Source organism: Pseudomonas sp. J380, assembly GCF_009827115.1.
Lineage (GTDB): Bacteria > Pseudomonadota > Gammaproteobacteria > Pseudomonadales > Pseudomonadaceae > Aquipseudomonas > Aquipseudomonas paracarnis.
The window spans coordinates 1,640,642-1,666,121 of the sequence record NZ_CP043060.1; the positions used below are offsets into that span (position 1 = coordinate 1,640,642).

Annotated in this window: 26 protein-coding genes; 18 read left to right on the top strand and 8 right to left on the bottom strand. The window is 60.1% G+C overall.

The window, feature by feature from the left end; all coding sequences use genetic code 11:
* Nucleotides 1–69 precede the first annotated feature (69 nt).
* Entirely contained in the window at nucleotides 70–459 is a 390-nt protein-coding gene (locus tag FXO12_RS07200; RefSeq protein WP_054895673.1) for a hypothetical protein, read from the bottom strand.
* The gene (locus FXO12_RS07205) at nucleotides 456–1,871 is read right to left on the bottom strand and encodes a PAAR domain-containing protein (protein ID WP_057978033.1); all 1,416 of its coding nucleotides are present in this window, start codon (nucleotides 1,869–1,871) and stop codon (nucleotides 456–458) included. Before FXO12_RS07205 ends, FXO12_RS07200 begins: the two co-directional genes overlap by 4 nt.
* 280 nt (nucleotides 1,872–2,151) lie before the next feature.
* On the opposite strand from FXO12_RS07205, the gene xylA reads away from it, so the two are divergent.
* The 7 genes from xylA (at nucleotide 2,152) to FXO12_RS07240 (ending at nucleotide 10,432) form a co-directional block, all read left to right on the top strand.
* On the top strand, nucleotides 2,152–3,468 hold the full coding sequence (gene xylA / locus FXO12_RS07210; RefSeq protein ID WP_057978035.1) for a xylose isomerase: 1,317 nt from the start codon (nucleotides 2,152–2,154) through the stop codon (nucleotides 3,466–3,468).
* A gap of 144 nt (nucleotides 3,469–3,612) precedes the next feature.
* Nucleotides 3,613–4,611: a D-xylose ABC transporter substrate-binding protein gene (gene xylF / locus FXO12_RS07215; protein ID WP_057978037.1), complete on the top strand. Its 999-nt coding sequence runs from the start codon at nucleotides 3,613–3,615 to the stop codon at nucleotides 4,609–4,611.
* Between the two features lie 97 nt (nucleotides 4,612–4,708).
* Nucleotides 4,709–6,253 (top strand): D-xylose ABC transporter ATP-binding protein, encoded by a 1,545-nt coding sequence (gene xylG, locus FXO12_RS07220; protein ID WP_057978039.1) that lies wholly within the window; start codon nucleotides 4,709–4,711, stop codon nucleotides 6,251–6,253.
* Nucleotides 6,254–7,390, top strand: a complete 1,137-nt coding sequence (locus tag FXO12_RS07225; protein WP_034127128.1) for a sugar ABC transporter permease — start codon at nucleotides 6,254–6,256, stop codon at nucleotides 7,388–7,390. It begins immediately after the preceding gene.
* Between the two features lie 223 nt (nucleotides 7,391–7,613).
* On the top strand, nucleotides 7,614–8,555 hold the full coding sequence (locus tag FXO12_RS07230; protein ID WP_057978041.1) for an ornithine cyclodeaminase family protein: 942 nt from the start codon (nucleotides 7,614–7,616) through the stop codon (nucleotides 8,553–8,555).
* 117 nt (nucleotides 8,556–8,672) lie between these two features.
* Entirely contained in the window at nucleotides 8,673–9,806 is a 1,134-nt protein-coding gene (locus FXO12_RS07235; RefSeq protein ID WP_057978043.1) for an FAD-binding oxidoreductase, read from the top strand.
* Nucleotides 9,806–10,432 carry a transcriptional regulator gene (locus FXO12_RS07240; RefSeq protein WP_057978045.1) on the top strand — a complete coding sequence of 209 codons (627 nt, stop codon included), beginning with the start codon at nucleotides 9,806–9,808 and terminating at the stop codon, nucleotides 10,430–10,432. Before FXO12_RS07235 ends, FXO12_RS07240 begins: the two co-directional genes overlap by 1 nt.
* Nucleotides 10,433–10,556: 124 nt before the next feature.
* Here the strand turns inward: FXO12_RS07240 and FXO12_RS07245 are convergent, their stop codons facing one another.
* On the bottom strand, nucleotides 10,557–11,333 hold the full coding sequence (locus FXO12_RS07245; protein ID WP_057978047.1) for an ABC transporter substrate-binding protein: 777 nt from the start codon (nucleotides 11,331–11,333) through the stop codon (nucleotides 10,557–10,559).
* Between the two features lie 174 nt (nucleotides 11,334–11,507).
* Entirely contained in the window at nucleotides 11,508–13,007 is a 1,500-nt protein-coding gene (locus FXO12_RS07250; RefSeq protein ID WP_057978048.1) for a CoA-acylating methylmalonate-semialdehyde dehydrogenase, read from the bottom strand.
* A 108-nt stretch (nucleotides 13,008–13,115) separates the two neighbouring features.
* On the opposite strand from FXO12_RS07250, the gene FXO12_RS07255 reads away from it, so the two are divergent.
* The 4 genes from FXO12_RS07255 to FXO12_RS07270 all read left to right on the top strand — a co-directional run bounded on the left by FXO12_RS07255 (nucleotide 13,116) and on the right by FXO12_RS07270 (nucleotide 18,390).
* Nucleotides 13,116–14,057, top strand: a complete 942-nt coding sequence (locus FXO12_RS07255) for a LysR family transcriptional regulator (protein WP_057978049.1) — start codon at nucleotides 13,116–13,118, stop codon at nucleotides 14,055–14,057.
* Between the two features lie 280 nt (nucleotides 14,058–14,337).
* A complete protein-coding gene (locus FXO12_RS07260) occupies nucleotides 14,338–14,796 on the top strand; it encodes a (2Fe-2S)-binding protein (RefSeq protein ID WP_014718046.1) in 459 nt (152 codons plus the stop codon).
* Entirely contained in the window at nucleotides 14,796–17,033 is a 2,238-nt protein-coding gene (locus FXO12_RS07265) for a molybdopterin cofactor-binding domain-containing protein (RefSeq protein ID WP_054895689.1), read from the top strand. Before FXO12_RS07260 ends, FXO12_RS07265 begins: the two co-directional genes overlap by 1 nt.
* A gap of 16 nt (nucleotides 17,034–17,049) precedes the next feature.
* Nucleotides 17,050–18,390 carry a cytochrome c gene (locus tag FXO12_RS07270; protein ID WP_057978053.1) on the top strand — a complete coding sequence of 447 codons (1,341 nt, stop codon included), beginning with the start codon at nucleotides 17,050–17,052 and terminating at the stop codon, nucleotides 18,388–18,390.
* 150 nt (nucleotides 18,391–18,540) lie between these two features.
* On the opposite strand, the gene FXO12_RS28735 is transcribed toward FXO12_RS07270, so the two are convergent.
* A complete protein-coding gene (locus tag FXO12_RS28735; protein WP_164919367.1) occupies nucleotides 18,541–18,690 on the bottom strand; it encodes a hypothetical protein in 150 nt (49 codons plus the stop codon).
* 135 nt (nucleotides 18,691–18,825) lie between these two features.
* Nucleotides 18,826–19,269, bottom strand: coding sequence for a DUF421 domain-containing protein (locus FXO12_RS07275; protein ID WP_034127111.1), 444 nt, complete (start codon nucleotides 19,267–19,269; stop codon nucleotides 18,826–18,828).
* Between the two features lie 234 nt (nucleotides 19,270–19,503).
* Between FXO12_RS07275 and FXO12_RS07280 the strand changes: the two genes are divergently transcribed.
* Nucleotides 19,504–19,740: a hypothetical protein gene (locus FXO12_RS07280; RefSeq protein ID WP_034127110.1), complete on the top strand. Its 237-nt coding sequence runs from the start codon at nucleotides 19,504–19,506 to the stop codon at nucleotides 19,738–19,740.
* A gap of 9 nt (nucleotides 19,741–19,749) precedes the next feature.
* Here the strand turns inward: FXO12_RS07280 and FXO12_RS07285 are convergent, their stop codons facing one another.
* Nucleotides 19,750–20,583 (bottom strand): DNA/RNA non-specific endonuclease, encoded by an 834-nt coding sequence (locus tag FXO12_RS07285; RefSeq protein WP_057978055.1) that lies wholly within the window; start codon nucleotides 20,581–20,583, stop codon nucleotides 19,750–19,752.
* A 267-nt stretch (nucleotides 20,584–20,850) separates the two neighbouring features.
* Between FXO12_RS07285 and FXO12_RS07290 the strand changes: the two genes are divergently transcribed.
* Both FXO12_RS07290 and FXO12_RS28740 read left to right on the top strand, forming a co-directional pair.
* Nucleotides 20,851–21,306: a GNAT family N-acetyltransferase gene (locus FXO12_RS07290; RefSeq protein ID WP_034127108.1), complete on the top strand. Its 456-nt coding sequence runs from the start codon at nucleotides 20,851–20,853 to the stop codon at nucleotides 21,304–21,306.
* Between the two features lie 200 nt (nucleotides 21,307–21,506).
* Nucleotides 21,507–21,656 carry a hypothetical protein gene (locus FXO12_RS28740; RefSeq protein ID WP_019821496.1) on the top strand — a complete coding sequence of 50 codons (150 nt, stop codon included), beginning with the start codon at nucleotides 21,507–21,509 and terminating at the stop codon, nucleotides 21,654–21,656.
* Between the two features lie 27 nt (nucleotides 21,657–21,683).
* Here the strand turns inward: FXO12_RS28740 and FXO12_RS07295 are convergent, their stop codons facing one another.
* On the bottom strand, nucleotides 21,684–23,207 hold the full coding sequence (locus FXO12_RS07295; protein ID WP_054921133.1) for a sensor domain-containing diguanylate cyclase: 1,524 nt from the start codon (nucleotides 23,205–23,207) through the stop codon (nucleotides 21,684–21,686).
* Nucleotides 23,208–23,625: 418 nt separating this feature from the next.
* On the opposite strand from FXO12_RS07295, the gene FXO12_RS07300 reads away from it, so the two are divergent.
* From FXO12_RS07300 to FXO12_RS07315, 4 genes are all read left to right on the top strand, one after another.
* The gene (locus FXO12_RS07300; RefSeq protein ID WP_003190478.1) at nucleotides 23,626–23,802 is read left to right on the top strand and encodes a general stress protein; all 177 of its coding nucleotides are present in this window, start codon (nucleotides 23,626–23,628) and stop codon (nucleotides 23,800–23,802) included.
* Nucleotides 23,803–24,130: 328 nt separating this feature from the next.
* Nucleotides 24,131–24,481 (top strand): general stress protein, encoded by a 351-nt coding sequence (locus FXO12_RS07305; RefSeq protein ID WP_014718036.1) that lies wholly within the window; start codon nucleotides 24,131–24,133, stop codon nucleotides 24,479–24,481.
* A gap of 53 nt (nucleotides 24,482–24,534) precedes the next feature.
* Nucleotides 24,535–25,086 (top strand): ATP-dependent Clp protease proteolytic subunit, encoded by a 552-nt coding sequence (locus FXO12_RS07310; protein ID WP_014718035.1) that lies wholly within the window; start codon nucleotides 24,535–24,537, stop codon nucleotides 25,084–25,086.
* Nucleotides 25,087–25,115: 29 nt separating this feature from the next.
* Entirely contained in the window at nucleotides 25,116–25,349 is a 234-nt protein-coding gene (locus tag FXO12_RS07315) for a DUF2934 domain-containing protein (RefSeq protein ID WP_057978057.1), read from the top strand.
* Nucleotides 25,350–25,480 lie beyond the last annotated feature (131 nt).

Below are 25,480 nucleotides of genomic sequence, written 5' to 3' on the forward strand. Positions count from 1 at the left end.
TACATTCAAATCGATGTCACGTCCTGGAAGCAGTCTGAGCATATCGGGCCTCAGGGAGGCCCGTTCTATCTACCTAAATTTTAAAACTATGAATACAGTTCCTAGCCAAACGCCAGTGCCAACTACCATTGCTAAATGTAGGTTCAGCAGGCGTTTTAGGTACGGAGGAAAGTTTTCATAATCGATAGGGCTCAAGTCACCAATGCGGATATATGTCCTTGGCATCGCTATCATCCCGGTGATTTTCGCCATCTCCAACAACGACCAAATATAGCCGCGCCTCCCCAGGCTCGGCCCCCAAAGATAAATATAGCGACTGTTTTTCAATGCCTCTTTTATCGCATCCAAATGTCGATGACTCAGGAACAAGCTGTACGCAATACTCACGAGTTCGAGCAGAAAAGGCCCGCCGGTAAAAATGATCGCAGCCCAGGGTGACCAAGAGTCAATACGGGTCATGGTTGAAAAGCCTCGTAAATTTTTTCCCCAATATAATCGCCACCCATCTCACCGAAAGTCGTACCTGCCCAGGCGCCGGCCCCGACTAAGGCCGCGACACAGACGACCCCTCCAAGCCCGCCGGTTGCCACTCCAATCCCCAAACAGATTGAACCACCCGCAATTTGACCCGTCACTCCACCCCAAATACCCCCCAATGTGGCTCCAGCGAATTTCCCCCCTTCAGTGAACTTAACCCTCTCACATGCAGCTCCAGAATCCCCGTTACATACCTGCTCAATAGCCAGCAACGAAGACACTCCCCCAAGTCCAATACCGATATAACCCCCTGCCTTCATGTACTTCGTGGCACGGCTGACCGCTTCCACATGAGCGGCATACCCCGGAATCTGCCCCGGCCCACCCGCCTTGTCCCAGTGATGCACCAAGCTGCGACTGGATATACCCAGGGCCGTTTTCAACTTGGGGTGATCGCCCAAGGTGGTCTGCCCGCGCAGGCGGGTGGAGTTGAGCAGATGAGCATCCAACTGATTCATAAGTCGCTGACGATCAGCAAAGAACTGCGGTGACCTAAGGTGTCCGTGCTGCCGATAGCTGTCCTGATGCAGGCGCTCCATGGCCTGCAGCGTTTCGCGCAGATTGCTCAGGTGTTTTTCCATCACCACTGCGCTGACGCCGAGCCAGGTTGAGGTTTGGCCGATGAAACCGGCGATCTCTGCACCGTGGCGATGCAGAAAGTCAGCCTCGTCCGGCGTCAGCTCATCCAGTGATGCGCTGACGTGTTGTGCAGCCTGCATCAGTTGAGCTTCTTCATACGAGCAGGAGGTGTTTTTCGGATCGCTGAGCACGATCATCGAACCAGCTTTGACGTAGCCTGTGTTGGGATTCAGCGATTGAAACTTGCGCATTACAGCCGGGTCGAGCGTCGGAAAAAGTGTGGCTTCCAGCGCCTCGCGGGTCATGCTTTTGGGCACGATATAAAAACCTGGCTCCTGACCTTGCACACCATTGGATGCCATTGATCCAACATGACCGGACGGCACGAAACCAGAATGACGTGGCGCTACAGTGTTTCGATTTACAGATGATGCGTTTGGTTGAGCTACTCGCAGGTTAATGGGCGGTTCTGCATGTTGGTTTTCATAGGTGGCCGAGTACACCGAAGGAATCAGCTCGGCTTTACAGGGACAGTCGCTGTAACTATCCAAAGTGCCGGCCATAAGCCGACCATGGCTGTTTATGTGGGAAACGCCACCGACGATCTTATAAGTTTGCCCATCCTTGCCGCAGATGACTCGGTCACCTTCGCACGCATGAAAAAGGCCATGTATGTTGACTCTCTTATCACCGTCCAGCACTTCCCCGCCGCAGGTGGTCTTGTCACCCAGTCCAATGAAATAACCTACGCTCATTTTTTTGCCTCTTATCCATGTTTTTTGGCCGTACTTCCCTGCTCGTCCCGATAAGAAAACTGACGCGTAACGCCTTCCGAGGTAACGAGCAAGTGGCACACCAAACCTGGAAGAGGCATATCCCCACCGTAAAGTCAGACGTTTCTCTAAATCCTGTACTCCCTCAGCCGTTCTCAGCCCCTCACTCAAAATCGCACTCCCCTTTGGTGATTTTCATAATCAGCCGCCCAAGTGCCATTGCTAGTATCCAGACACCGCTCAGAACAATAAGGAAAACCCCATGCCGTACTTCCCCGGTGTCGAAAAGGTGCGCTTCGAAGGCCCTGCCAGCACCTCTGCCCTCGCGTTTCGTCACTACGACGCCAACAAATTGATCCTCGGCAAGCCCATGCGGGAGCACCTGCGCATGGCCGCCTGTTACTGGCATACCTTTGTGTGGCCGGGGGCGGATATGTTTGGGATGGGCACGTTCAAGCGCCCGTGGCAGCGCAGTGGCGATCCGATGGAGGTGGCCATCGGCAAGGCCGAGGCGGCGTTTGAGTTTTTTTCCAAGCTGGGCATCGACTACTACAGCTTTCACGACACCGATGTGGCGCCCGAAGGCAGCACGCTCAAGGAGTACCGCAATCACTTTGCGCAGATGGTCGACCACCTGGAGCGCCATCAGGAACAGACCGGCATCAAGCTGCTGTGGGGCACCGCCAATTGCTTCAGCAACCCGCGCTTTGCCGCCGGGGCCGCGAGCAACCCAGACCCAGAGGTGTTCGCCTTCGCCGCCGCCCAGGTGTTCAGTGCAATGAATGCCACGCTGCGTCTCAAGGGCGCCAACTATGTGCTGTGGGGTGGCCGTGAAGGGTATGAAACCTTGCTCAACACCGACCTCAAGCGCGAGCGCGAACAGCTCGGGCGTTTTATGCGCATGGTGGTTGAACACAAGCACAAGATCGGCTTTACGGGTGACCTGTTGATCGAGCCCAAGCCCCAAGAGCCGACCAAACACCAATACGATTACGACAGCGCCACCGTGTTCGGCTTCCTGCATGAGTACGGCCTGGAACACGAGATCAAAGTGAACATCGAGGCCAATCACGCGACGCTGGCCGGGCACAGCTTTCATCATGAGATCGCCACCGCCGTGTCGTTGGGGATCTTCGGCAGTATCGACGCCAACCGCGGCGACCCGCAGAACGGTTGGGACACCGACCAGTTCCCCAACAGCGTCGAGGAGATGACCCTGGCCACCTACGAAATCCTCAAGGCTGGCGGGTTCAAGAACGGCGGCTATAACTTCGACTCCAAGGTGCGCCGCCAGAGCCTCGACGAGGTGGACCTGTTCCATGGGCATGTCGCCGCCATGGATGTGCTGGCCCTGGCGTTGGAGCGTGCGGCGGCGATGGTGCAGGACGACCGCTTGCAGCAGTTCAAGGACCAACGCTATGCCGGCTGGCAGCAGCCGTTGGGCCAGGCGGTGTTGGCCGGTGAGTTCAGCCTGGAGTCATTGGCTGAACATGCCTTTGCCAACGCGCTGAACCCGCAGGCGGTGAGCGGGCGCCAGGAGATGCTTGAAGGCGTGGTGAATCGGTTTATCTACACCTGACTGTGACCAGAGATTGCTCCCGCTGGGGCGCGAAGCGGCCCCAAAAAATGGGAGTGCTGCGCACTCCAGCGGGAGCAAGCTCCCTCGCCACAAAGAGGATCTTCACCTAGTGTCTTTCCAACAACAATAAAAGGACGCACCACCATGAAGTCATTCAAACCTGCCCTGCTCGCCGCAGCCGTGGCGCTGCTCGCCCTGCCGGTGATGGCCGACCCTGCGCACCCGAAAATCGGTTTTTCCATCGACGACCTGCGCCTGGAGCGCTGGTCCCGCGACCGTGATTACTTTGTTGCCGCTGCGGAAAAGCTCGACGCCAAGGTCTTCGTGCAGTCTGCCGATGCCAACGAACAGAAGCAGATTGCCCAGATCGAAAACCTCATCTCCCGGGGCGTCGATGTGATCGTGATTGTGCCGTTCAACGCCACGGTGCTGACCAACGCGGTGGCCGAAGCCAAGAAGGCCGGGATCAAGGTGGTGTCCTATGATCGCCTGATCCTCAACGCCGACATCGACGCCTATATTTCCTTCGATAACGAAAAAGTCGGCGAGATGCAGGCCAGCGGCGTGTTGCAAGCGGCGCCCAAGGGCAATTACTTCCTGCTCGGCGGCGCGCCGACGGACAACAACGCCAAGGTGCTGCGCGAAGGTCAGATGAAGGTACTGGAACCGGCCATCGACAAAGGCGATATCAAGATCGTCGGCCAGCAATGGGTCAAGGAATGGAACCCCACCGAAGCCTTGAGCATTGTCGAAAACGCCCTGACCCGTAACGACAACAAGATCGACGCCATCGTCGCCTCCAACGACGCCACCGCCGGCGGTGCGATCCAGGCCCTGGCTGCGCAGAAGCTCGCGGGCAAGGTACCCATCTCCGGCCAGGACGCTGACCTCGCAGCGATCAAGCGCGTGATCAACGGCACCCAGACCATGACCGTGTACAAACCGCTCAAGCTGATCGCCACCGAAGCGGCCAAGCTTTCGGTGCAACTGGCACGCAGCGAACAGCCTACCTATAGCTCGCAATATGACAATGGCAGCAAAAAGGTCGACACCATCTTGCTCACGCCGACGCCGTTGACCAAGGCCAACATCGATGTGTTGGAGAAAGACGGCTTCTATACCAAAGAGCAGATCGGCCTGTAGGTCCTGGCAGGCAGCCCGTGTCGCCTGGGGGTTTTTCGCGAGCAAGCTCGCTCCTACAGTGACGGTGTTTCGTCGGCCTTTTGTGTGAGCCATTGCCATGTCGCATTACCTGCTGCAAATGAACGGCATCGTCAAAAGCTTTGGCGGTGTCAACGCTCTCAACGGCATAGACATCAAGGTCAAGCCTGGGGAATGCGTGGGCCTGTGCGGTGAAAACGGTGCGGGTAAATCCACCTTGATGAAGGTGCTGTCGGCGGTGTACCCGCACGGCACCTGGGAGGGGGAAATCCTCTGGGATGGGCAGCCGCTCAAGGCCCAGTCCATCCGCGAAACCGAGGCGGCCGGCATTGTCATCATTCATCAGGAACTGACCCTGGTGCCCGACCTGTCGGTGGCCGAGAACATTTTCATGGGCCACGAACTGACCCTGCCCGGTGGGCGCATGAACTACCCGGCGATGTTGCACCGCGCCGAGGCGTTGATGCGTGAACTCAAGGTGCCAGACATGAATGTCGCGCTGCCGGTGTCGCAGTACGGCGGCGGCTACCAGCAACTGGTGGAGATCGCCAAGGCCTTGAACAAACAGGCGCGCCTGTTGATTCTTGACGAGCCCTCCTCGGCCTTGACCCGTGGCGAAATCGAGGTGTTGCTGGACATTATCAAGGGCCTGAAGGCCAAGGGCGTGGCCTGCGTGTACATCTCCCACAAGCTTGATGAAGTGGCGGCGGTGTGCGACACCATTGCGGTGATTCGCGACGGCAGGCACATCGCAACCACCGCCATGGCAGACATGGACATCCCCCGGATCATCACGCAGATGGTCGGCCGCGAAATGAGCAACCTCTTCCCCATCGAGCACCATGAAGTGGGCGAGGTGATCTTCGAAGCGCGTAACGTCACCTGCTACGACGTCGATAACCCCAAGCGCAAGCGCGTCGACGACATCTCCTTCGTGCTCAGGCGCGGTGAAATCCTTGGCATCGCCGGCTTGGTGGGCGCCGGGCGCACGGAGTTGGTGTCGGCGCTGTTCGGCGCTTACCCCGGCCGCTACAGCGCCGAAGTATGGCTGGACGGCCAGGTGATCGATACGCGCACGCCGCTCAAGTCGATCCACGCCGGGCTGTGCATGGTGCCCGAAGACCGAAAGCGCCAAGGCATCATTCCCGACCTGGGTGTAGGCCAGAACATTACCCTGGCGGTGCTCGACACCTACGCGCACATGACCCGCATCGACGCTGAGGCCGAACTGGGCAGCATCGACCAGCAGATCAGCCGCATGCACCTCAAGACCGCCAGCCCGTCGCTGCCGATCACCAGCCTCTCAGGCGGCAACCAGCAAAAGGCCGTGCTGGCGAAAATGCTGATGACCCAGCCCAAGGTGCTGATCCTCGACGAACCCACACGCGGAGTGGACGTGGGCGCCAAGTACGAGATCTACAAACTGATGGGTGCGCTGGCCGCCGAAGGCGTGTCGATCATCATGGTCTCCTCAGAACTGGCCGAAGTGCTCGGCGTGTCCAACCGCGTGCTGGTGATTGGCGACGGCCAGTTGCGGGGGGATTTCATCAATGAAGGGCTCACCCAGGAACAGGTGCTCGCCGCCGCGCTCAGCCATAACCCTAATGATCGGAAGACCGCGTAGATGAATCAGGTCAAACACCTTTTTACCCGCTACAAGATGCTCGCGCTGGTGATCGCCGTGGCGTTCATCTGGTTGTTTTTCAGTTGGCAGACCGAGGGCGGTTTTCTCACCCCGCGCAACCTCTCCAACCTGCTGCGGCAGATGTCGATCACCGGGATATTGGCCTGCGGCATGGTGCTGGTGATTATCGGCGGCGAGATCGACTTGTCGGTGGGCTCGTTGCTCGGACTGTTGGGCGGGCTGGCGGCGATTCTGGATGTGGTCTATCACGTGCCGCTATTGGCCAACCTGAGCCTGGTGGCGCTGTGCGGCTTGATGATCGGCCTGGCCAACGGCTACATGACCGCTTACCTGCGCATTCCCTCGTTCATCGTCGGCCTGGGCGGAATGTTGGCGTTTCGCGGGATTCTGCTGGGGATTACCGGCGGCACCACTATTGCGCCGGTGTCGCCGTCGCTGGTGTATGTGGGCCAGGGGTATTTGCCCCACAGTGTGGGCGCTGGGCTTGGCGTACTGCTGTTCGCACTGACGCTGTTCCTGACTTGGAAGCAGCGGCGCAACCGCGCACTGCATGGCTTGGCCGCGCACGCTTTGGTGCGCGACGTGTTACGTGTGGTATTGATCGGCGCGGTGCTCGCCGGGTTCGTCACCACCCTCAACAGCTACGACGGTATCCCCGTGCCGGTTCTGCTGTTGCTGGTGCTGCTCGGCGTATTCAGCTACGTCACCAGCCAGACCGTATTCGGCCGCCGCGTGTATGCGGTAGGCAGCAATATGGAAGCCACACGGCTATCCGGCATCAACGTGCAAGCAGTGAAACTGTGGATCTTCGGCATCATGGGGGTGATGTGCGCGCTGGCCGGCCTGGTCAACACCGCGCGCCTGGCGGCGGGCTCACCGTCGGCGGGCAACATGGGCGAACTCGATGCCATCGCTGCCTGTTTTATCGGCGGCACGTCGATGCGCGGCGGCTCGGGCACCGTCTATGGCGCGTTGCTTGGCGCGTTGGTGATTACAAGTTTGGACAACGGCATGTCGATGCTGGATGTGGACAGCTACTGGCAGATGATTGTGAAGGGCAGCATTCTGGTGCTGGCGGTGTGGGTGGATGTGAGTACCCGCTCGGGCAGGCGATAACTCGTCCGCCAGCACACCACCGATCATCTGTGGGAGCTGGCTTGCCTGCGATGGCGGCGGGTCAGTCACCTGATGGACCGACTGACACACCGCTATCGCAGGCAAGCCAGCTCCCACATCTGATCCTCATGGCTCCCCCACATTGATCTCATTTTTCCCTCAGGTCATTGCGGATAAAAACTAAAAGTCCATAATGGACAAATTAGTTTATCCGGAGAACCCCATGTCCACGACGCCCCTCGTCATCGACCAGGCCCAGGCCCGTACCTTATTGGCTCAAGTCGATGTACCCGCGATCCTGCGCAAACTGTTCCGCGACCTCGCCGCCGGGCAAGCGGTACAGCCGGCGCAACAGCTGGTGGAATTTCCTCAAGGCGCCGGGGATTTCATCAACTACCTGGGCGTACTGGCCGGAGACGGCGTGTACGGGGTCAAGACCTCCCCCTATATCGTGCGTGATCAGGGCCCTTTGGTGACGGCCTGGACCTTATTGATGTCGATGCACAGCGGCCAGCCATTGCTGTTGTGCGATGCCGCTGAATTGACCACTGCACGCACCGCCGCCGCCACGGCTTTGGCAGTGGATGCGCTGGCACCGGCGGCGGCGCAACGCCTGGCGATCATCGGCAGCGGCAAGGTCGCCCAGGCGCACCTGCGTTATGTGCAGAACCTGCGCGACTGGCAGCAGATCCGCCTGTACTCGCCAAGCCTGGGCAGCGCCAGCGCCGAGACGCGTGCGCAGTTGACCAGCCTGGACCCGCGCCTGAGCCTCGTCGCAAGTTGTGAGGCCGCCCTGGAAGACGCGGATGTGATCCTGCTGTGCACCTCGTCCGCCGGGCCGGTCATCGACCCCTCGCGCCTGAGCAAACCCGCGCTGATTACCTCCATCAGCACCAATGCGCCACGTGCCCATGAAGTACCGCCACATTGCCTCAACCAGATGCACGTGTTCTGCGACTACCGCCAGACCACTCCGGATTCGGCCGGTGAGATGCTGATCGCCAGCGAGCAGCACGACTGGGACAAACGCACGATTGCCGGCGACCTGCCCGAGTTGTTCAGCGACATGGCCCAGCGCCCCGACTACGATCGTCACGTCTTTTTCCGCTCCATCGGCCTGGGCCTGGAAGACATCGCCCTGGCCAATGCCCTGTATCGACTGTAGGAGCGAGCTTGCTCGCCAAGACCTCACAGGCACTGCGGTCACACAGAATCGGCGCGTTATCGTCAACGTTTTTCGCGAGCACGCACGCGCCTACAATGCTTATTTCAGGAGATCTCCATGAGCCAGGCAGACTTCATCATTATCGGCGGCGGCATTGCCGGCGCGTCCACCGGGTTCTGGTTGTCGCAGCACGGCAAGGTCCTGGTGCTGGAGCGTGAAAACCATCCGGCCTATCACTCCACCGGGCGTTCGGCAGCGCTCTACACCGCCGCGTACGGCACCCCGCAAGTACGCGCGCTGACCTTGGCCAGCCGGGCCTTTTTCGACCTGCCACCCGCAGGCTTCTGCGAACATCCCCTGCTGACGCCCCGGGGCGAAATGACCGTGGATTTCAACGGCGACCCGGCCGAACTCGACAGCCAGTACCTGAGCGCCAAGGCCACCGTAGAGCAGGTACAGCGCCTGACGGTCGATGAAGCCTGTGCACGCTTGCCGATCCTGCGCCGTGAAAAAGTCCACGGGGCAATCTACGACCCTACCGCCTGCGACATCGACACCGACGCCCTGCATCAAGGCTACCTGCGCGGTATCCGCCGCAACCAGGGCGAAGTGCGCACCGACAGCCATGTGCTGGGCTTGAGCCGCGACGCCGACGGCCTGTGGCAGGTGCGCACCCAGGATTCGACCTTCACCGCGCCGGTCATCATCAACGCCGCCGGTGCCTGGGCCGACCATATCGGCGGGCTGGCGGGCGCAGCGTCCATCGGCTTGCAGCCCAAGCGCCGCTCGGCCTTTGTCTTTGCCGGCCCCGAGGGCATGGACAGCCACGACTGGCCGATGCTGGTAGCCCTCGACGAAGCGTTCTACATGAAACCGGATGCCGGCATGTTCCTCGGCTCACCGGCCAACGCCGACCCGGTAGAACCCCAGGATGTGCAACCCGAAGAGCTGGACATCGCCATGGGCATCTACCAGATCGAGGAAGCCACCACCCTGACCATCCGCCGCCCCACGCGCACCTGGGCCGGGCTGCGCAGTTTTGTGCAGGACGGTGATTTGCTGTCGGGCTTTGACCCGCAAGTACCGGGGCTGTTCTGGGTGGCAGCGCAAGGCGGCTATGGTATCCAGACCTCACCCGCCATGGGCCAGGCAAGCGCCGCTCTGGTGCGCGGCGAACCGCTGCCGGAGGCACTGACCCGGTTCGGCCTGGACGCTGGTATGCTCTCACCGGTCCGCCTGGAGCCCCATTGATGAACACCGCTGAACAAGACAAGGTCATGCAGAACTTTCGCGCGATTGCCGATGCAATCGCTACGTTGTTCTTTCCCCATGCAGAAGTGGTGCTGCATGACCTGCGCACGCAAACCGTGGATTACATCGCCAATAACCTGTCCAAACGCAGCCTGGGTGACGACTCGTCCCTGGAGGACATGCTCGACGGCGACGTCAGCGAGGTGAATATCGGCCCTTACGAAAAGCTCAACTGGGACGGCCAGAAAATCCGCAGCCTGAGCACTGTGCTGCACGACCACAAAGGTCACCGGCTGGCTGTATTGTGCATCAACCTGAATATTTCAATGTTCGAAACGGCCAAGGCGGCGCTGGATTTATTCCTGTCGCCAAGCAAGCTGATCGCACAGCCAGACGCGCTGTTTCGCGATGACTGGCAGGAACGCATCAACACCTTCCTGCATGCCTGGCTGCGCGAGCGTCAGTTGAGCCTGAACCTGTTGACCCGCGACCACAAACGCGAACTGGTGCTGGCGCTGCATGCTGAGGGAGCCTTCAAGGGCAAGAGCGCCTCCAACTATGTGGCCAATGTGCTGGGCATGGGGCGGGCGACGGTCTACAAGCATTTGAAGGAATTGAAGGCCTGATCAGTTGTAGGAGCGAGCTTGCTCGCGAAGAACTTTAACGATAACGCGTGCATTCTGGGTAAACGCGGTGCCTGAGAGTTCTTCGCGAGCAAGCTCGCTCCTACAAGAGTTCGATCCGCTAGAATCAGTCGCCGTAGATATCGGCCTTGAAGTACTGCTGTGAAATCTTCTGGTATTCGCCGCTGGCGCGAATGCCGTCGATGGCCGCATTCAATTCGCTGACCAACTCGCCATTACCCTTGCGTACTGCGATGCCGGCCCCCTCACCCACGTATTTCGGGTCTTTGAGCTCCGGGCCGACAAAGGCATAACCCTGCCCGCGCGGCATCGACAGGAAGTCGCTCAGGGGAATGGTGTCGGCAAAGATCGCATCCAGGCGCCCCGCTGCCAGGTCCATGTAGATTTCTTCGTTATTGCTGTAGCGCTTGACGTTGATGCCCTTGGGCTCAAACACCTCGGTGGCATACCGGTCGGTAGTCGTTGCGCGCTGTACACCAACGTTCTTGCCCTTGAGGCTGGCGTACTGGTCATCCACCACGGCGCCGTCCTTCATCACCAGGCGCGACGAGGTGAAGTAGTACTTGTGGGTGAAATCCACCGACTTCTTGCGGTCTTCGTTGATGGTCATGGACGACAACGCCATGTCGATCTTCTTGACCTTGAGGGACGGAATCAGCCCGTCGAACTCCCCTTCGATCCACACGCACTTGACCTTCATTTGCGTACACAGGGCGTTGCCAATGTCGTAGTCGAACCCCACGATCTTGCCGTCACCGGTTTTGGAGGCGAACGGTGGGTAAGCGGCCTCAATGCCAATACGCAGGGTTTTCTCGGCGGCCAGCAGGTGGCTGGCGGCAAACAGGCTCAGGGCCAGGGCGGGAAGGAGATGGCGTTTCTTCATGGAGGGGTTCTCGCAAGTTGTTGTTGGTTTGGCAAGAGTGAAGAAAAACGTGGAGCGGCTATTTTGTACTTATAATTCCATACTGGACTTTTATGTGTTCAACCGTCAACAGGCAAAAAAAATGTGGGAGGGCTTGAGCCTTCCCACATCAGATCCTGCAGCACAGCTTGAACGTTACTTGGACACCGGCATCGCAAACTCCGCACCCTGCTCGATGCTCTCCGACCAGCGCTGCATGATCGACTTCTGCTTGGTGTAGAAGCGCACGCCCTCGGTGCCGTAGGCATGCATGTCACCGAACAGGCTCTTCTTCCAGCCACCAAACCCGTGCCAGGCCATAGGCACCGGGATCGGCACGTTGATACCGACCATGCCCACTTCGATGCGCCGCGCAAACTCACGAGCAATGTTGCCATCGCGGGTGAAGCAGCTGACGCCGTTGCCGAACTCGTGGTCGTTGACCAGCTTCACTGCCTCGGCAAAATCGTTGACCCGTACACAGGCCAGCACCGGGCCGAAGATTTCTTCGCGGTAGATGCTCATGTCCTGGGTTACGTGGTCGAACAAGGTCGCGCCGAGCCAGAAGCCGTTTTCCAGGCCGGGCTCGGTGGGCACGTAGTCACGGCCATCGAGCAGCAACTGCGCGCCCGCTTGTACACCCTGCTCAATGTAGCCACTAATGCGTTCCAGCGCGGCCCGCGACACGATCGGGCCCATCTCGGCTTTGAGATCGCGACCATCGGTGATGCGCAGCAGCTTGGCGCGTTCGGTCAAGGCGGCGATGACTTTGTCACCCACGTCGCCTACCAGCACCGCCACCGAGATCGCCATGCAGCGCTCGCCGGCACTGCCGTAGGCGGCGCCCATCAGCGCGTCCACGGTGCGTTCGATATCGGCGTCGGGCATCACCACCATATGGTTTTTCGCCCCGCCCAGGCCTTGCACGCGCTTGCCGTTGCGGGCGCCGCTCTCGTAGATGTATTGGGCAATCGGCGTGGAGCCGACGAAGCTCACAGCCTTGACGTCCGGGTGTTCGATCAGCGCGTCCACTGACTCTTTATCCCCCTGCACCACGTTGAACACGCCTTTGGGCAGGCCGGCTTCATGCAGCAACTCGGCCATGAACAGCGACGCGCTTGGGTCAGTCGGGCTGGGCTTGAGGATAAAGGTGTTACCCGCCGCAATGGCAATGGGGTACATCCACATCGGTACCATCACCGGGAAGTTGAACGGCGTCACGCCGGCGACCACGCCCAACGGCTGGCGCATCGTCCAGTTGTCCATGCCACGGGAGACCTGGTCGGAGTGTTCGCCCTTGAGCAGGTTGGGAATGCCGCAGGCAAATTCGAGAATGTCGATGCCACGGTCGACTTCGCCCTGGGCATCGGTGAACACCTTGCCGTGCTCGGCGACGATGATGCGCGCCAAGTCGTCCTTGCGTTCGCGCAGCAGGTGCAGGTACTCGAACAACACGCGGGCGCGACGGATCGGCGGGGTGTCGGCCCAGCCGGCAAACGCGGCCTGGGCGGCGGCGACGGCTTCGGTCACGGTCTGGCGGCTGGCCAGGGCCACACGGGCGGTGACTTCACCGGTGGCCGGGTTGTAGACGTCCTGATAACGGTCATCGCGGCTGACGCGCTGGTCGTTGATGTAGTGCTCGATGGTTGCAGTCATGGCAGTCGATCCAGGTGGGTAGCGTTGGTCCACACGATAGGCTTTCGCTTTGTTCCGAACCAGAGCAGAATCCAGAACTTATTGTCCTTATATGCGAACAATACACCCATGGAAAAGGCTGAGATCGAAGGGCTGTGGACCCACATTCACTGGCTGTCTGTGCTGGAGGAACAAGGCACCTACACCGCCGCCGCCGCGCGCCTGGGGGTGAGCAAGTCAGCGGTGAGCCAGCGCATTTCCGACTTGGAAAAGGCCACGGGTACCCGGCTGGTGACGCGCACCACCCGCAGCGTGCGGCTGACCGATGCAGGGCTGTCATTGGCCCGCGAAGTACGCAGCGCCTACGCGCAGATCGCCCGCAGTTTTTCCTCGGTGCGCGACTCGGTCGGGGAAATACGCGGGCTGGTGCGCCTGACCGCCCCCGTGGCCTTCGCCCGGCAACAACTGGTGCCGCACCTGTCCGGCTTTTTGCAGCAGTACCCCCAGGTGCGTATTCAACTGGACGTCTCCGATGCCTTGAGCTCACTGGCCGCCGAGGGTTACGACCTGGCGGTGCGCCACGGCTTCCAGGTGCCCGAAACCCACGTGGCATGGAAGCTGTGCGACACCAACTCGGTACTGGTCGCCACCCATGATTACCTGCAACACCACGGTGAACCCCGCGAGCCGGGCGACCTGTCGGCCCACAACTGCCTGTTTTACCCACGCGGCACCGACCAGCCCGCCTGGACCTTCGAACGCGGCAGCCAACCCCTCGAGCGCCTCACCGTGCCCATCGCCGGCAGCTTCGCCACCAATAACAGCGAAGCCTTGCGCGACGCCGCACTCAACCACCTGGGCATCGCCCTGCTCCCGGACTTCAGCGCCCAGGCGGCGCTGGCCGCTGGCAAAGTGGTGCAGGTATTGAAGGACTGGACACTCAAAGGCGCGTTTGCCGATGAGATTTACCTCATTCGGCCTTACTCGCCCCATGTGCCCAAATCGGTGACCGTATTGGTAGGGTATTTGAAGGAAAAGCTGTCAGGCGGGTTTCAATTTGGTGGCTGCTGATGAAGGCTCTTGTAGGAGCGAGCTTGCTCGCGAAAAAACCGAGAACCCCGCGTTAAACCTGATAGCGCGCGTTATCGTTGGCGATCTTCGCGAGCAAGCTCGCTCCTACAGAGGACAGTGACCCAATCCTGTTGAATTCTTGCCTGATCCTCTGAACTTGAGGGCAATCGGATAGATAGCCCTTGCGCGTTGGTCTAGAGTTCGACGATGGGCGACTTCCAGTCGCACCGCTCCTATAAGAACTCAGCACCACCAACCGATGATCAGCAGATGAGCCCGCATGGAATTACGTATCAACCAAAAGGCCTATCAGGTCGATGCCGAAGCCGACACCCCGTTATTGTGGGTGATCCGTGACAACCTGGGCATGACCGGCACCAAATACGGCTGCGGCCTGGCCCAGTGCGGCGCCTGTTCGGTGCTGGTGGACGGCAACGTGGTGCGCGCCTGCGTGACGCCCGTGGCCGGCGTGGTCGGTCGCGAGATCACCACCATCGAGGCCGTGGAGGCCGATGACGTGGGCAAGCGTGTGGTGGCGGCCTGGGTCGAACATCAAGTAGCGCAATGCGGTTACTGCCAGTCCGGGCAGGTGATGGCGGCCACCGCGCTGCTCAAACATACCCCCGCGCCGACCAAGGCGCAGATCGACGCGGCGATGGTCAACCTCTGCCGTTGCGGCACCTACAACGCGATCCATGCCGCCATGGATGCCTTGGCCGCCGGGAAGGAGACCGCCTGATGAACACCACCGAGATCATTCCCGGCGTTACCCTGGGCGAACCGATCAACCTGTCCCGTCGCCGCTTCCTGGCCAGCACCGCGGTGGGCGCGCTGGTGATCGGCTTCGGCTTGCCGCTGGGCACCTCCCGCGTGCAAGCCGCGACCGGCGCGGCCGCTGAGCGTGGAACCCAGGTACCCGCCTTCCTGGAAATTCGCCCTGACGGCAGCGTGCGCCTGCTCAGCCCTTTCATGGAAGGCGGCCAAGGCACCCACACTGCCATGGCGCAGATCGTCGGTGAAGAATTGGATGCCGACCCGGCCACGTTCATCGTCGAAGCGGCCCCGCCCGGCGAAGCCTACGTGGTGATGGAAAATGGCATGCGCATCACCGGCGGCAGCATGTCGGTGCGCATGAGCTACCCGACCATGCGGCGCCTCGGCGCCCTCGCCCGCGCGATGCTGATGCAGGCCGGCGCCGAGCAACTGCGCGTACCGCTCAGCGAGCTGACCACACAGCCCGGTCGCGTGGTGCACGCCGCTTCCGGTCGCTCCCTGGGCTACGGCGAATTGGCAGGTGCCGCCCTGGATATGCCGGTGCCCGACCCGGCCAGCATCACCCTGCGCGACCCGAGCCAGTTCCGCTGGATCGGCAAGCCGGTCAAGCGCCTGGATGCCTATGACAAATCCACCGGCAAGGCGCAGTACACCATCGACCTGAAAATCGACGGCATGCTCCATGCCGCCGTCCAGCATGCGCCACGCCTGGGCATGACCGTGGGCAGCCTGCGCAACCAGGCGCAGGTGCAAGCCATGAAAGGCGTGCATTCGGTTCACACCCTGCCCGGCGCCGTAGCTGTGGTAGCTGAACGTTGGTGGCATGCCAAGCGGGCCGTCGAAGCCATCCAGGTGGAGTGGCTTGAAGCCGCCGCCGACTCCACCGTGCGGGCCATGCCAGCGGATTTCTCCAGCGACAAGTACCGCGACTTCCTCGCCGCCCAGCAGGGCCCGGCCCGCGATGACGAAAACGAAGGCGATGTGGCCGGTGCACTGGCCAGCGCCAAGACCCGCGTCGAAGCCACCTACCACAACCAGTACCTCAACCATGCCCAGTTGGAACCGCCTTCAGCCCTGGCACGCTTTAACCCCGACGGCACACTGGAGGTGTGGCTGCCTAACCAGGCGCCGGATATGTTCCGTGCCGACATTGCCAAGCGCACCGGTCTGAGCATTGAGCAAGTCACCCTGCACTCGCCGCTGCTGGGCGGCTTTTTCGGCCGGCATTTCCTGTATGACTCGGCAAATCCTTACCCGCAAGCCATCGCGTTGGCAAAGGCGGTGGGCCGGCCGATCAAGCTGATCTGGAGCCGTGAAGAAGAATTCGTGCGCGATGTATTGCGTCCGGTCGCCGTGGTCAAGTTCCGCGCCGCGCTGGATGACAAAGGTCTGCCCGTCGCCATCGAAGCGGTGAGCGCCACCGAAGGCCCCACCGAAGCCATCGCCGGCAAACAGGGCGACGCCATCGACCCTACTGCCCTGGAAGGGTTGTCGGGCAAGAGCTACGCAATACCCAACAAACGCATCGCACAGATTTACGTCAAAGGCCCGGCCATGCTCGGTTATTGGCGCTCGGTGGGTAATTCGCTCAATGACTTTTTCTACGAAGCCTTCCTGGACGAACTGGCCGACAAAGGCGGCCATGATCCCTATGAACTGCGCCTGCACCTGCTGCGCGACAACCCGCGCCTGACCACCCTGCTGCAAGCGGCCGCCGAGCTGTCTGGCGGTTGGAAGCGTGGGCCCTACACCGCCGAAGACGGCACCCGCCGTGCACGCGGCGTAGCCATGGCCTCGCCGTTTGGCTCCCATGCAGCGGTGGTGGCCGAGGTGTCGATCGAGAACGGCCAGGTCAAGGTTCATCACATCTGGGAAGCGATTGACCCGGGCAGCATCGTCAACCCGGCGATTGTGCAAGCGCAAGTCAACGGTGCCGTGGCCTTGGGACTGTCGCAAACCTTGTTGGAGGAAGCGGTATACGTGGATGGCAAGCCAAGGGCGCGCAACTACGACCTTTATCCGGTGCTGCCGCCTTCGCGTATGGCGCAGGTACACGTGAAGATCGTCGAAAGCGGAGAAAAAATGGGCGGTATCGGCGAACCGCCGTTGCCGGCTGTGGCCCCGGCCGTGGCGAATGCCGTGGCGCAGCTGACCGGCCAACGCATCCGCAGTCTGCCTTTGAGCCGTTACACCTTCAGCTAACCGACAGGGAATGCCCATGAATAACCGCCGATTCGCAAGAACCGCAGGGTGGCTGGTGCTGCCCTGCGTGGTCGCCGCCGGCCTGCTGGCCTGGTACGTCACCCGCGAGCCTGCCTCGCCTTTTGAACAGCAACAGGCCACGAGTTTCGACCCCGCCTTGGTCAGTCGCGGCGAATACGTCGCGCGAGTGAGTGACTGCGTGGCCTGCCATAGCCTGGCCGGCAAGCAGCCATTCGCTGGTGGCCTGGAAATGGCCACACCGCTGGGGGCGATCCACGCCACCAACATCACCCCCGACCGCGAGCATGGTATCGGCACCTATAGCCTGGCCGACTTCGACCGCGCCGTACGCCACGGCGTAGCACCGGGTGGGCGACGACTCTATCCGGCCATGCCCTACCCGTCTTATGTGAAGCTCAGCGACGATGACATCCAGGCGCTGTACGCGTTTTTCATGAAAGGCGTGCAACCGGCCAACCAGCCTAATATCCCCAGCGACATTCCCTGGCCGCTCAACCTGCGTTGGCCCATCGCCCTGTGGAACGGTGTGTTTGCACCGACCGCGACCTATGCCGCCAAGCCCGGCCAGGACGCACTGTGGAACCGGGGCGCCTATATCGTCCAAGGCCCCGGCCACTGCGGCAGTTGCCACACGCCACGAGGGCTGGCGTTCAACGAAAAGGCCCTGGACGAATCCGGCGCGCCGTTCCTGGCCGGTGCCCTGCTCGACGGCTGGTACGCCCCCAGCCTGCGCCAGGACCACAACACCGGCCTGGGGCGCTGGAGTGAGGAACAGATCGTGCAGTTCCTCAAGACCGGTCGCAACCAGCATGCCGTGGTCTATGGCTCGATGACCGAAGCCTTCAACAACTCCACGCAGTTCATGCAGGACGATGACCTGGCCGCGATCGCTCGCTACCTCAAGTCACTGCCCGGCGACCCCCAGCGTGACGGCAGCCCCTGGCAATATCAGCCGGTAACGGCGCGCTCGGATGTCCCCGGTGCTCACACGTACGCCACCCGCTGCGCCTCCTGCCATGGGCTCGACGGCAAAGGCCAACCCGACTGGATGCCGCCTCTGGCCGGCGCTACCTCGGCCCTGGCCAAGGAAGATGCGTCCGCGATCAACATCACGCTCAATGGCTCACAACGCGTGGTCACCGCCGGCCAGCCGGACGCCTACCGCATGCCAGCGTTCCGGGAGCAATTGTCCGACTCGGAAATCGCCGACGTGCTGAGCTACGTGCGCGGTACCTGGGGCAACCACGGCGGTGCGGTCGATGCGAAGGCCGTGGGCAAGTTGCGTGGGCATACCGACCCGGCGAGCAGTAGCCCGATCATCCTGCATATGCGCTGATCGGTCGCGATCAACTGTGGGAGCTGGCTTGCCTGCGAATGCATCGACTCGGTTTACCTGATGAACCGAGGTGTTTGCATCGCAGGAAAGCCAGCTCGCACATTTGGGCGATGAGCATTCAGGTAGATAAGCGTCGGCTACAAGGCCGCGCTATTTGTTTTCGTCCGCCTTGCCTTCCTGCATCTGCACCGACGACTGGGTGCCACTGTTGTTGTCTTTAGTGGCGTTGTCGGCGTTGTCAAAACAGCCGTGCAGCATGAATGCGCTGCACAGGCCCAGGCACATATAAAGCTTCTTCATGAAGGTTCACCTGCTGGCGAGTGAGTGATATCCGCGTGACGACAGCAACATTCGTCCGCCCATGATCTATCTGTCTGGTACAGAGGCGCGTGCGTTCAAAAAACAGACCCTTGGCTGACGAATGGGGGCCGCGTATCAATCAAACGGGATCACCGAGATCTTGCCGTTGCGCTCAAGAATCGCGAAGCGGATCTGCTTGAGCTCGACAAGCCCTTGGGTGGACCGGGCAGCCTCAAGAATGTCACCCTCGTCCAGCCGCGCATGCTTGAGGCGTTTGTGCAGCACCTGGCCCTGCTCGACCAGCACCGTCGGCCCGCCATCAAGCACCCGCGCGAACCAGGCTGAACGCTGCTTGGCCAGCGAGAAGCCAATGTCGATGGCAATCAGGGTGGCGATGACCAGCACGGCGTTGGTCATCGAGAAATCTTCGCCCAGCAACGCCTGCTGGGTGGCTTCGCCGATGACCATCAACAAAACCAGGTCAAAGGTGGTGAGCTCGGCCAGCGTGCGCCTGCCGGCAACTTTGAACAGCACCAGCAGCACCAGGTAAATCGCCACAGCCCGCAGTACAGAGTCCATGGTTGCCCCTCGGAACAGTGAATGGGAAACGACCGATTCATACGGATTAGGTGACCACCGCGCCGCGGTGGTTCATTCTTTCAACGTGCCCCGGCCACCATCTAAAAAGATGATAGTTTCAGCGCAACTGAATCGTTGAAATGATCGAAATTTCGGCAGCAACCCAGTTGATACCGGGGCGTTGGCAGCGGGTCACAGCTCTATATCGATCACGCTGAAGAAGGAACCCCTGTCATGAACGACTCACAACGCGCCTGGGAACTGGCCATGGTGCTGATTGCCAACGGCCGGATCCCCTTCGACCCCGCCAACCCGAGCGGTTCGGTGAAAATCCTGAACAAGCATTTGCAAGCGCTGGAAGCAGCGCTGCATGAACAGGCAAGCACCGGCACGCCGCTCACAGAGATCAGCACCCGTGAGCGCCTGGGCAAGAACAACAGCCGCAGGCCCTCGTTGGTGTGTGCCGAATAGGCGTCAGACTTAGGTTCGGCTACAGCCGATCCGACTCGGCAACTGGCCATGCCTGGCCTTCAGCGTGGTTTGCATTGCTTGCGGCAAGGTGCTCCAGAACGTCAGCCCCGAGCGCTCTTCGATGTGATCCACGGTGACCTGGTAATCGCAGAAGTCTGCGCCCTTGGGGGTTTCCTGGTTCATTACGAATGAGGCGTACAGACCCGTTTCCGGCGAACTGCCGACCACGATGATTTTCCAATAGCCACTCGGGATGGTGTGTACTTTGTTCGTACCCGGCAACGAGCCCACAAAATGCTCATACAGCGGCCCGGTGGCCACATACACCTGATCGACGCCTGGCTCCTTGCTGAGAGTGCGCTCCTGGTCTTCCAGGCGCGCCCACGGCCCCTGGTTGAGTTCGGCTTTTTGCGGGGTAATGTTCGACAGGTAGTTGAGCGTTTGCCAGTCGGCCACCCCGGCCATTGACGCCAGGTTGGCCTGATGCCCACGGTCGATTTTGAGCGCGACGTTGGCACCGTTGTAATCCACCGGGTCCAGGGTCTCCCCGGCTGGAATATCCGGGTCGGTGCGCCAGTCACGGGAACGCCCGCTGGCCGCGGTGGCTTTAGTGATCTTGTAGGACACCCAATTGGCGAACTTGGTCGAACCGTTGTTGTTCAACGTGTAGGCCTGGCGGTTCAACGTCACTGGGCTGCCGCCGGTGGGGCAGCCAACCGCGCAGTTATCGAACTGCAAGGGTGGCGCAGGGAGGACGGCGGATTGGCGTGTGGGCGTGGTACAGGCGGCAATCAACGGGATCAACGAAAACGCCAGGTACTTGAACGATGTGCTTCCTTGCATGGTGTTACTCCTTGGGATGTATCTGTTAAAAGACTGAATGGCCTCGGCCGATGCGCTTCCTGCGCAAGTCGAGATAACCATTGGAACACATAAACATTTCTAAACAACGACTGCAATCAGGCCAACAAACGTAAACCCTTCGCGCCCCATAACTGTGCTATCCATAACGCCGCCCTCTAGCGGGCGATAGCATCGCGTCATCAATGCACAAGGGACTGTCATCAAGCACGTGGGGGCAAATGTTTAAACAGAGGATGCTCCACGACCATGGCTGAATACCTTCTGCCTCCCGCTGCTCCACACTGGCTGATCCGCCAAGCCATCCCCGACGATGTGCATGCCTTGGTCGCACTGGATGCCTACGCAACCGAGCATGCCAGCCGTCGTGTGTTTATCTATGATGCCGTGGTTCGCCAGCAATGCCTGGTAGCCGCCAACGCTAACGTGTGCGCCGGCTACCTGGTGCTCACCCACGATTTTTTCAACCATGGGTTTATAGCGCTGGTGGTGGTTTCACCGCTGTACCAACGCCAAGGCGTCGCCCTTCGTCTGCTGGCAGCGGCCGAAGCGGCCTGCAAGACGCCCAAGCTGTTCGCGTCGACCAATGCCTCCAACGGCGCGTCCCAGGCCCTGCTGACGAAAGCCGGCTTTATTCCCAGCGGGCAGATCGAGAATCTGGACGATAACGACCCTGAACGTGTGTACGTCAGGTTCATTCGCTGACGATACCTTTTGTAGGAGCGAGCTTGCTCGCGAAACACTCACAGGCGCCGCGCTTATTCAGGGAGCACGCGTTATCGTTGAGGTTTTTCGCGAGCAAGCTCGCTCCTACAGAAAGCAGAACGCCATCTGCGCTACGCAGGAACCTTTTCTCGAATGCACAATCTGTGGTTCACCCTTTTGAACCGATTGAGACCCTGCGCATGCTTGTGAAAAAAGCCGTCCTCTGCCTGGCACTGCTAAGTGCCGGCTTCATCGCAGGCTATGCGGCCAAACCCACCCCGCAGCTGCAAGTCACCGCTGGCCAACTGATGGAGTGCGGCGAACTCATGATCCCGACGCTTGGGATGTGAGCCGCGCATACCCAGGTAAAAGCCGTTTCAGCCGCCCGAAGTCACGTCCGCAGGGTGCACGTTGAACCCATTGCGCCCCGCCGCCTTCGCACCGTAAAGCGCTGCATCGGCCGCCTCGACCAAACCCAACACCGGCTCCAGCCGTGAGCCCAGGCCCGTCGCAACGCCGATACTCACACTCACGCGCCCGAAGGGGCTGCCTGGGTGTGTGATGTTCTCCTGCTGTAGGCGCGAAAGAATGCGTTGCGCGACCACCGCAGCGCCTGCACTGTCAGTCGCGGGCATGATGACCGCCATTTCTTCTCCGCCATAGCGCGCCACCAGGTCCGAGGGCCGCCGCACGCACGTTTCCAATAACGTGCTGACCGCCTGCAAGCAAGCATCTCCCGCGACGTGACCAAAGGCATCGTTGAAGCGTTTGAAATGGTCGATATCGATCATCAGCAATGCCAGTGACGTACCCTCGCGCTGCGCCCGGCGCGCTTCAACGGCCAGCGTTTCGTCAAAACAGCGGCGGTTGGCGAGGCCGGTCAGCGCATCCTTTTTCGCTAATAGCGCCAATTGCCGATTGGAGTCGAGCAACTGTTGCTGGGCGACACGCAACGCCTCTTCCGCCGCCGTACGCCTGCGGATATCCAGGATCAGAAACCAGCCGATCAGCCCCGTCAGCCCCAGCAGCCCCGCCACCACGACCGCTGACAGTGCCGCCTCGATGCGCCACGCCGCAAGGGCTTCGTGCTTGCCCAACGCGACCGTGGTGATCAGCGGCAGGGTTTCGCTTTTGCGAAAGGCATAGAGCCGCTCAACCCCGTCGAGGCTGGAGGTATAGGCCGCAGTGCCCACAGGCTGGTCGACTAGGTACTTGGAATAAATAGGCGAGGTGGAGAAGTTGCGGCCCATGTCCTGCTCGCGGAAGGGGTAACGCACCAGTAACGTGCCGTCGGCGTAGGACAGGCCGATGGCGCCCTCCTGGCCCACATCGAGTTTGCCGAATACCCGCAGAAAGTTTTCCACCCCCAGGGTCACGGCGACCACGCCAGCGAAGTTGCCGGCCGCGTCGTTGAAACGGCGGCTGATGGTCACCACCCATTCATGGTTGGCGCGGCTTTGAATCGGCGGGCCAATAAAAGGTTCAGCGCTCGGATCGTCGCGATGGTGGATGAAATAGGCCCGATCACTGCTATTGGCGCCCTCCGGAATCGCACGATTGGAAGACAGCAGCCACCGGCCCTGATGATCATAAATGGTGATGCCGCTGAGCTGCGGCATCAGCGGCTGCTGTAGGTTGATCAGCGTGCTGATTCGCTGGATTTGCACCGGCCCACTGCCTTCGGTTTCCAGGCGCTCAACCAGCCCCAGCAACAGCAACGAGCTTTGCCGCACGATGCCTTCGGTATAGGTGTTAAGGGCCTGGGTCAGGTTCAAGCCATGCACATCCACTTCCGCCAGCGCACGGTCGCGGGAAGACAGGACTTTCCAAATCGTCAGCGAAGTCAGGGAACAGCCGATCACCAACAGCAACAGCATCACAAGACGGGTATCACGCTTCACGTCAGCACCTTAAGGAAGTCCGGTTTCCGTTCCAGCCATCATTCGAACGTCGGTACTCACAGGGGCAACCGGTTCCAGAGTGCCAGCATACAAGCAGTCTGTGCGGGCTGCAGCAACAGAGTGTGCGGCTGAGCGCCGGCCAGAGTAGCCAGCGCCTTTAATGACCACTATCAAACAGGGTATTGAATGCTAAACCAATCGTTAAGGTCGCCATTAATTCAATATCAATCGACGCGACAAAACTTATACGAAGCGGCACTTCTTGAGCCTAGTTGTACAAGTTTCATCTACCACTCTACCGTTCATCGCCCTTTTTAAAAAATTTCAAAACATCTGCGCACTTGCCCCTATCAGAAAAGATGTCCGTTGCATAAACGGGCAACTAGCGAAACGACATTTCAAAACTGGGAGTATTGTTATGACGACGAGCAATAAAAACCCTGGAAACTTTGCCAATGATCGCGAAAAAGCATCACAGGCGGGAAAGAAAGGTGGACAGGCCTCTGGCGGCAACTTCGCCAACGACCGCGAGAAAGCCTCGGAAGCCGGGCGTAAAGGCGGCCAGAACAGTCATGGTGGTGGACGTAAGTCCTGACCACACGGGCAGTACCGCTGTTCCGTTCGTTAACAAAGGGCATTCATCATGCGTGCGTCCATTGATAATCAGCGCGGCGAGCCAGCTCGCAGGCCGATTGTAGAAGTGCAAACTAAAGCAAGGACTGGCCTGCGTTCTAATACGTCTGCGTGTTACGAACATCAGCAACTTGCTGAACAAGCCGAAGCCACGATAAGTGCATCTAAAACGCCACCCTTGTGTGAAAGGCACTTATAACCGTGCAGCTTGACTCACGCGCCTAAGTGCACGTTTCCAGCACAATCGAAGTGAACGTTACATTACCGACATAACGACGAGGTAACTGAACATGACTACTCAAGACAAGCAAGGCCAGATGAGCGTCAGCGAAGCCGGTAAAAAAGGCGGCGAAGCCACTTCTGCGTCCCATGACAAAGAGTTCTACCAGGAGATCGGCAGCAAAGGTGGCCAAAACAGTGGCGGGAACTTCAAGAATGATCCCGAGCGCGCCGCTGAAGCCGGCAGCAAAGGCGGCCAGAACAGCGGGGGCAATTTCAAGAATGACCCCGAACGCGCCGCCGAGGCGGGCAGCAAAGGCGGCCAGAACAGTGGCGGCAATTTTGCCAATGACCGTGAAAAAGCTTCCGAAGCCGGGCGTAAAGGTGGCGAACACAGCCACGGCGGCGGACGCAAAAGCTGATGTGCTTGATGCAGGGGAGCCATGCTCCCCTGCTTTCATTGATGAGGGACACCATGCCTTTACACATTATCAACTTCACCGCACCGGTCACCGCTTCTACGTGCAGCCAACTGATTGAAAAAGCCTCGTTGGCCGTACAACAAGATGCTCAGGGCCTGGTACTGAATATCGCCACCATGGGTGGTGAATGCAGCTACGGCTTTACGATGTACAACTTTTTATTGTCCCTGCCGATTCCGGTGCATACCCATAACCTCGGCACCGTGGAATCCATGGGCAATATCATCTTCCTGGCCGGTGAGCGCAGAACCGCCTGCAAGCACAGTAAATTCCTGTTCCACCCCTTCCACTGGCATGTGCAAGGCGCGGTTGACCACTCGCGCATGTCCGAATATGCGATGAGCCTCGATTACGACTTGCAGTTGTACGCACGCATCGTAGCCGAGCGCACCGCCGATGCTGTCGAAAAACTGGAGACCGAAAAGTACCTGATCGCCGCGCCACGCATTCTCGACCCGCAACAAGCGCTGACCGCCGGCTTGATCCATGGGATCGAACTTCCCGTGGTCAAGGCGGACTTCGTGAGCAGCTTCATTCACTCCTAGCACCTTTTATTCAATAGGGGAGCCTCACAATGGACGAAGAAACGATCCGACTCACCGCGTACCGCATTTGGGAACAGCAAGGGAAGCCTGATGGTCAGGATTTCGTGCACTGGTTACAAGCCAGGGAGGAGCTGACAACCCCGCCGACTGGCGGCCTGGCAGGCTCGATAGAAAGTAGCGTCACCCCGCCCAACCCGGACCGATCAAAGCGCCAGGCGACCGCCGCCGGGCAAAAAACCCGCAGCAGAAAACCCAACAGCTGAACCCACAGAGCCGAGAGTGAGGACGCGCCTGTCGATAAACCCGCCAGGGTACTAAAACATCGGCAGCCGTCCAAGCGTCATCCCCGCCCCGCCGCCTCTCGATACTGGCATTAAAACATCAACTAATCGCT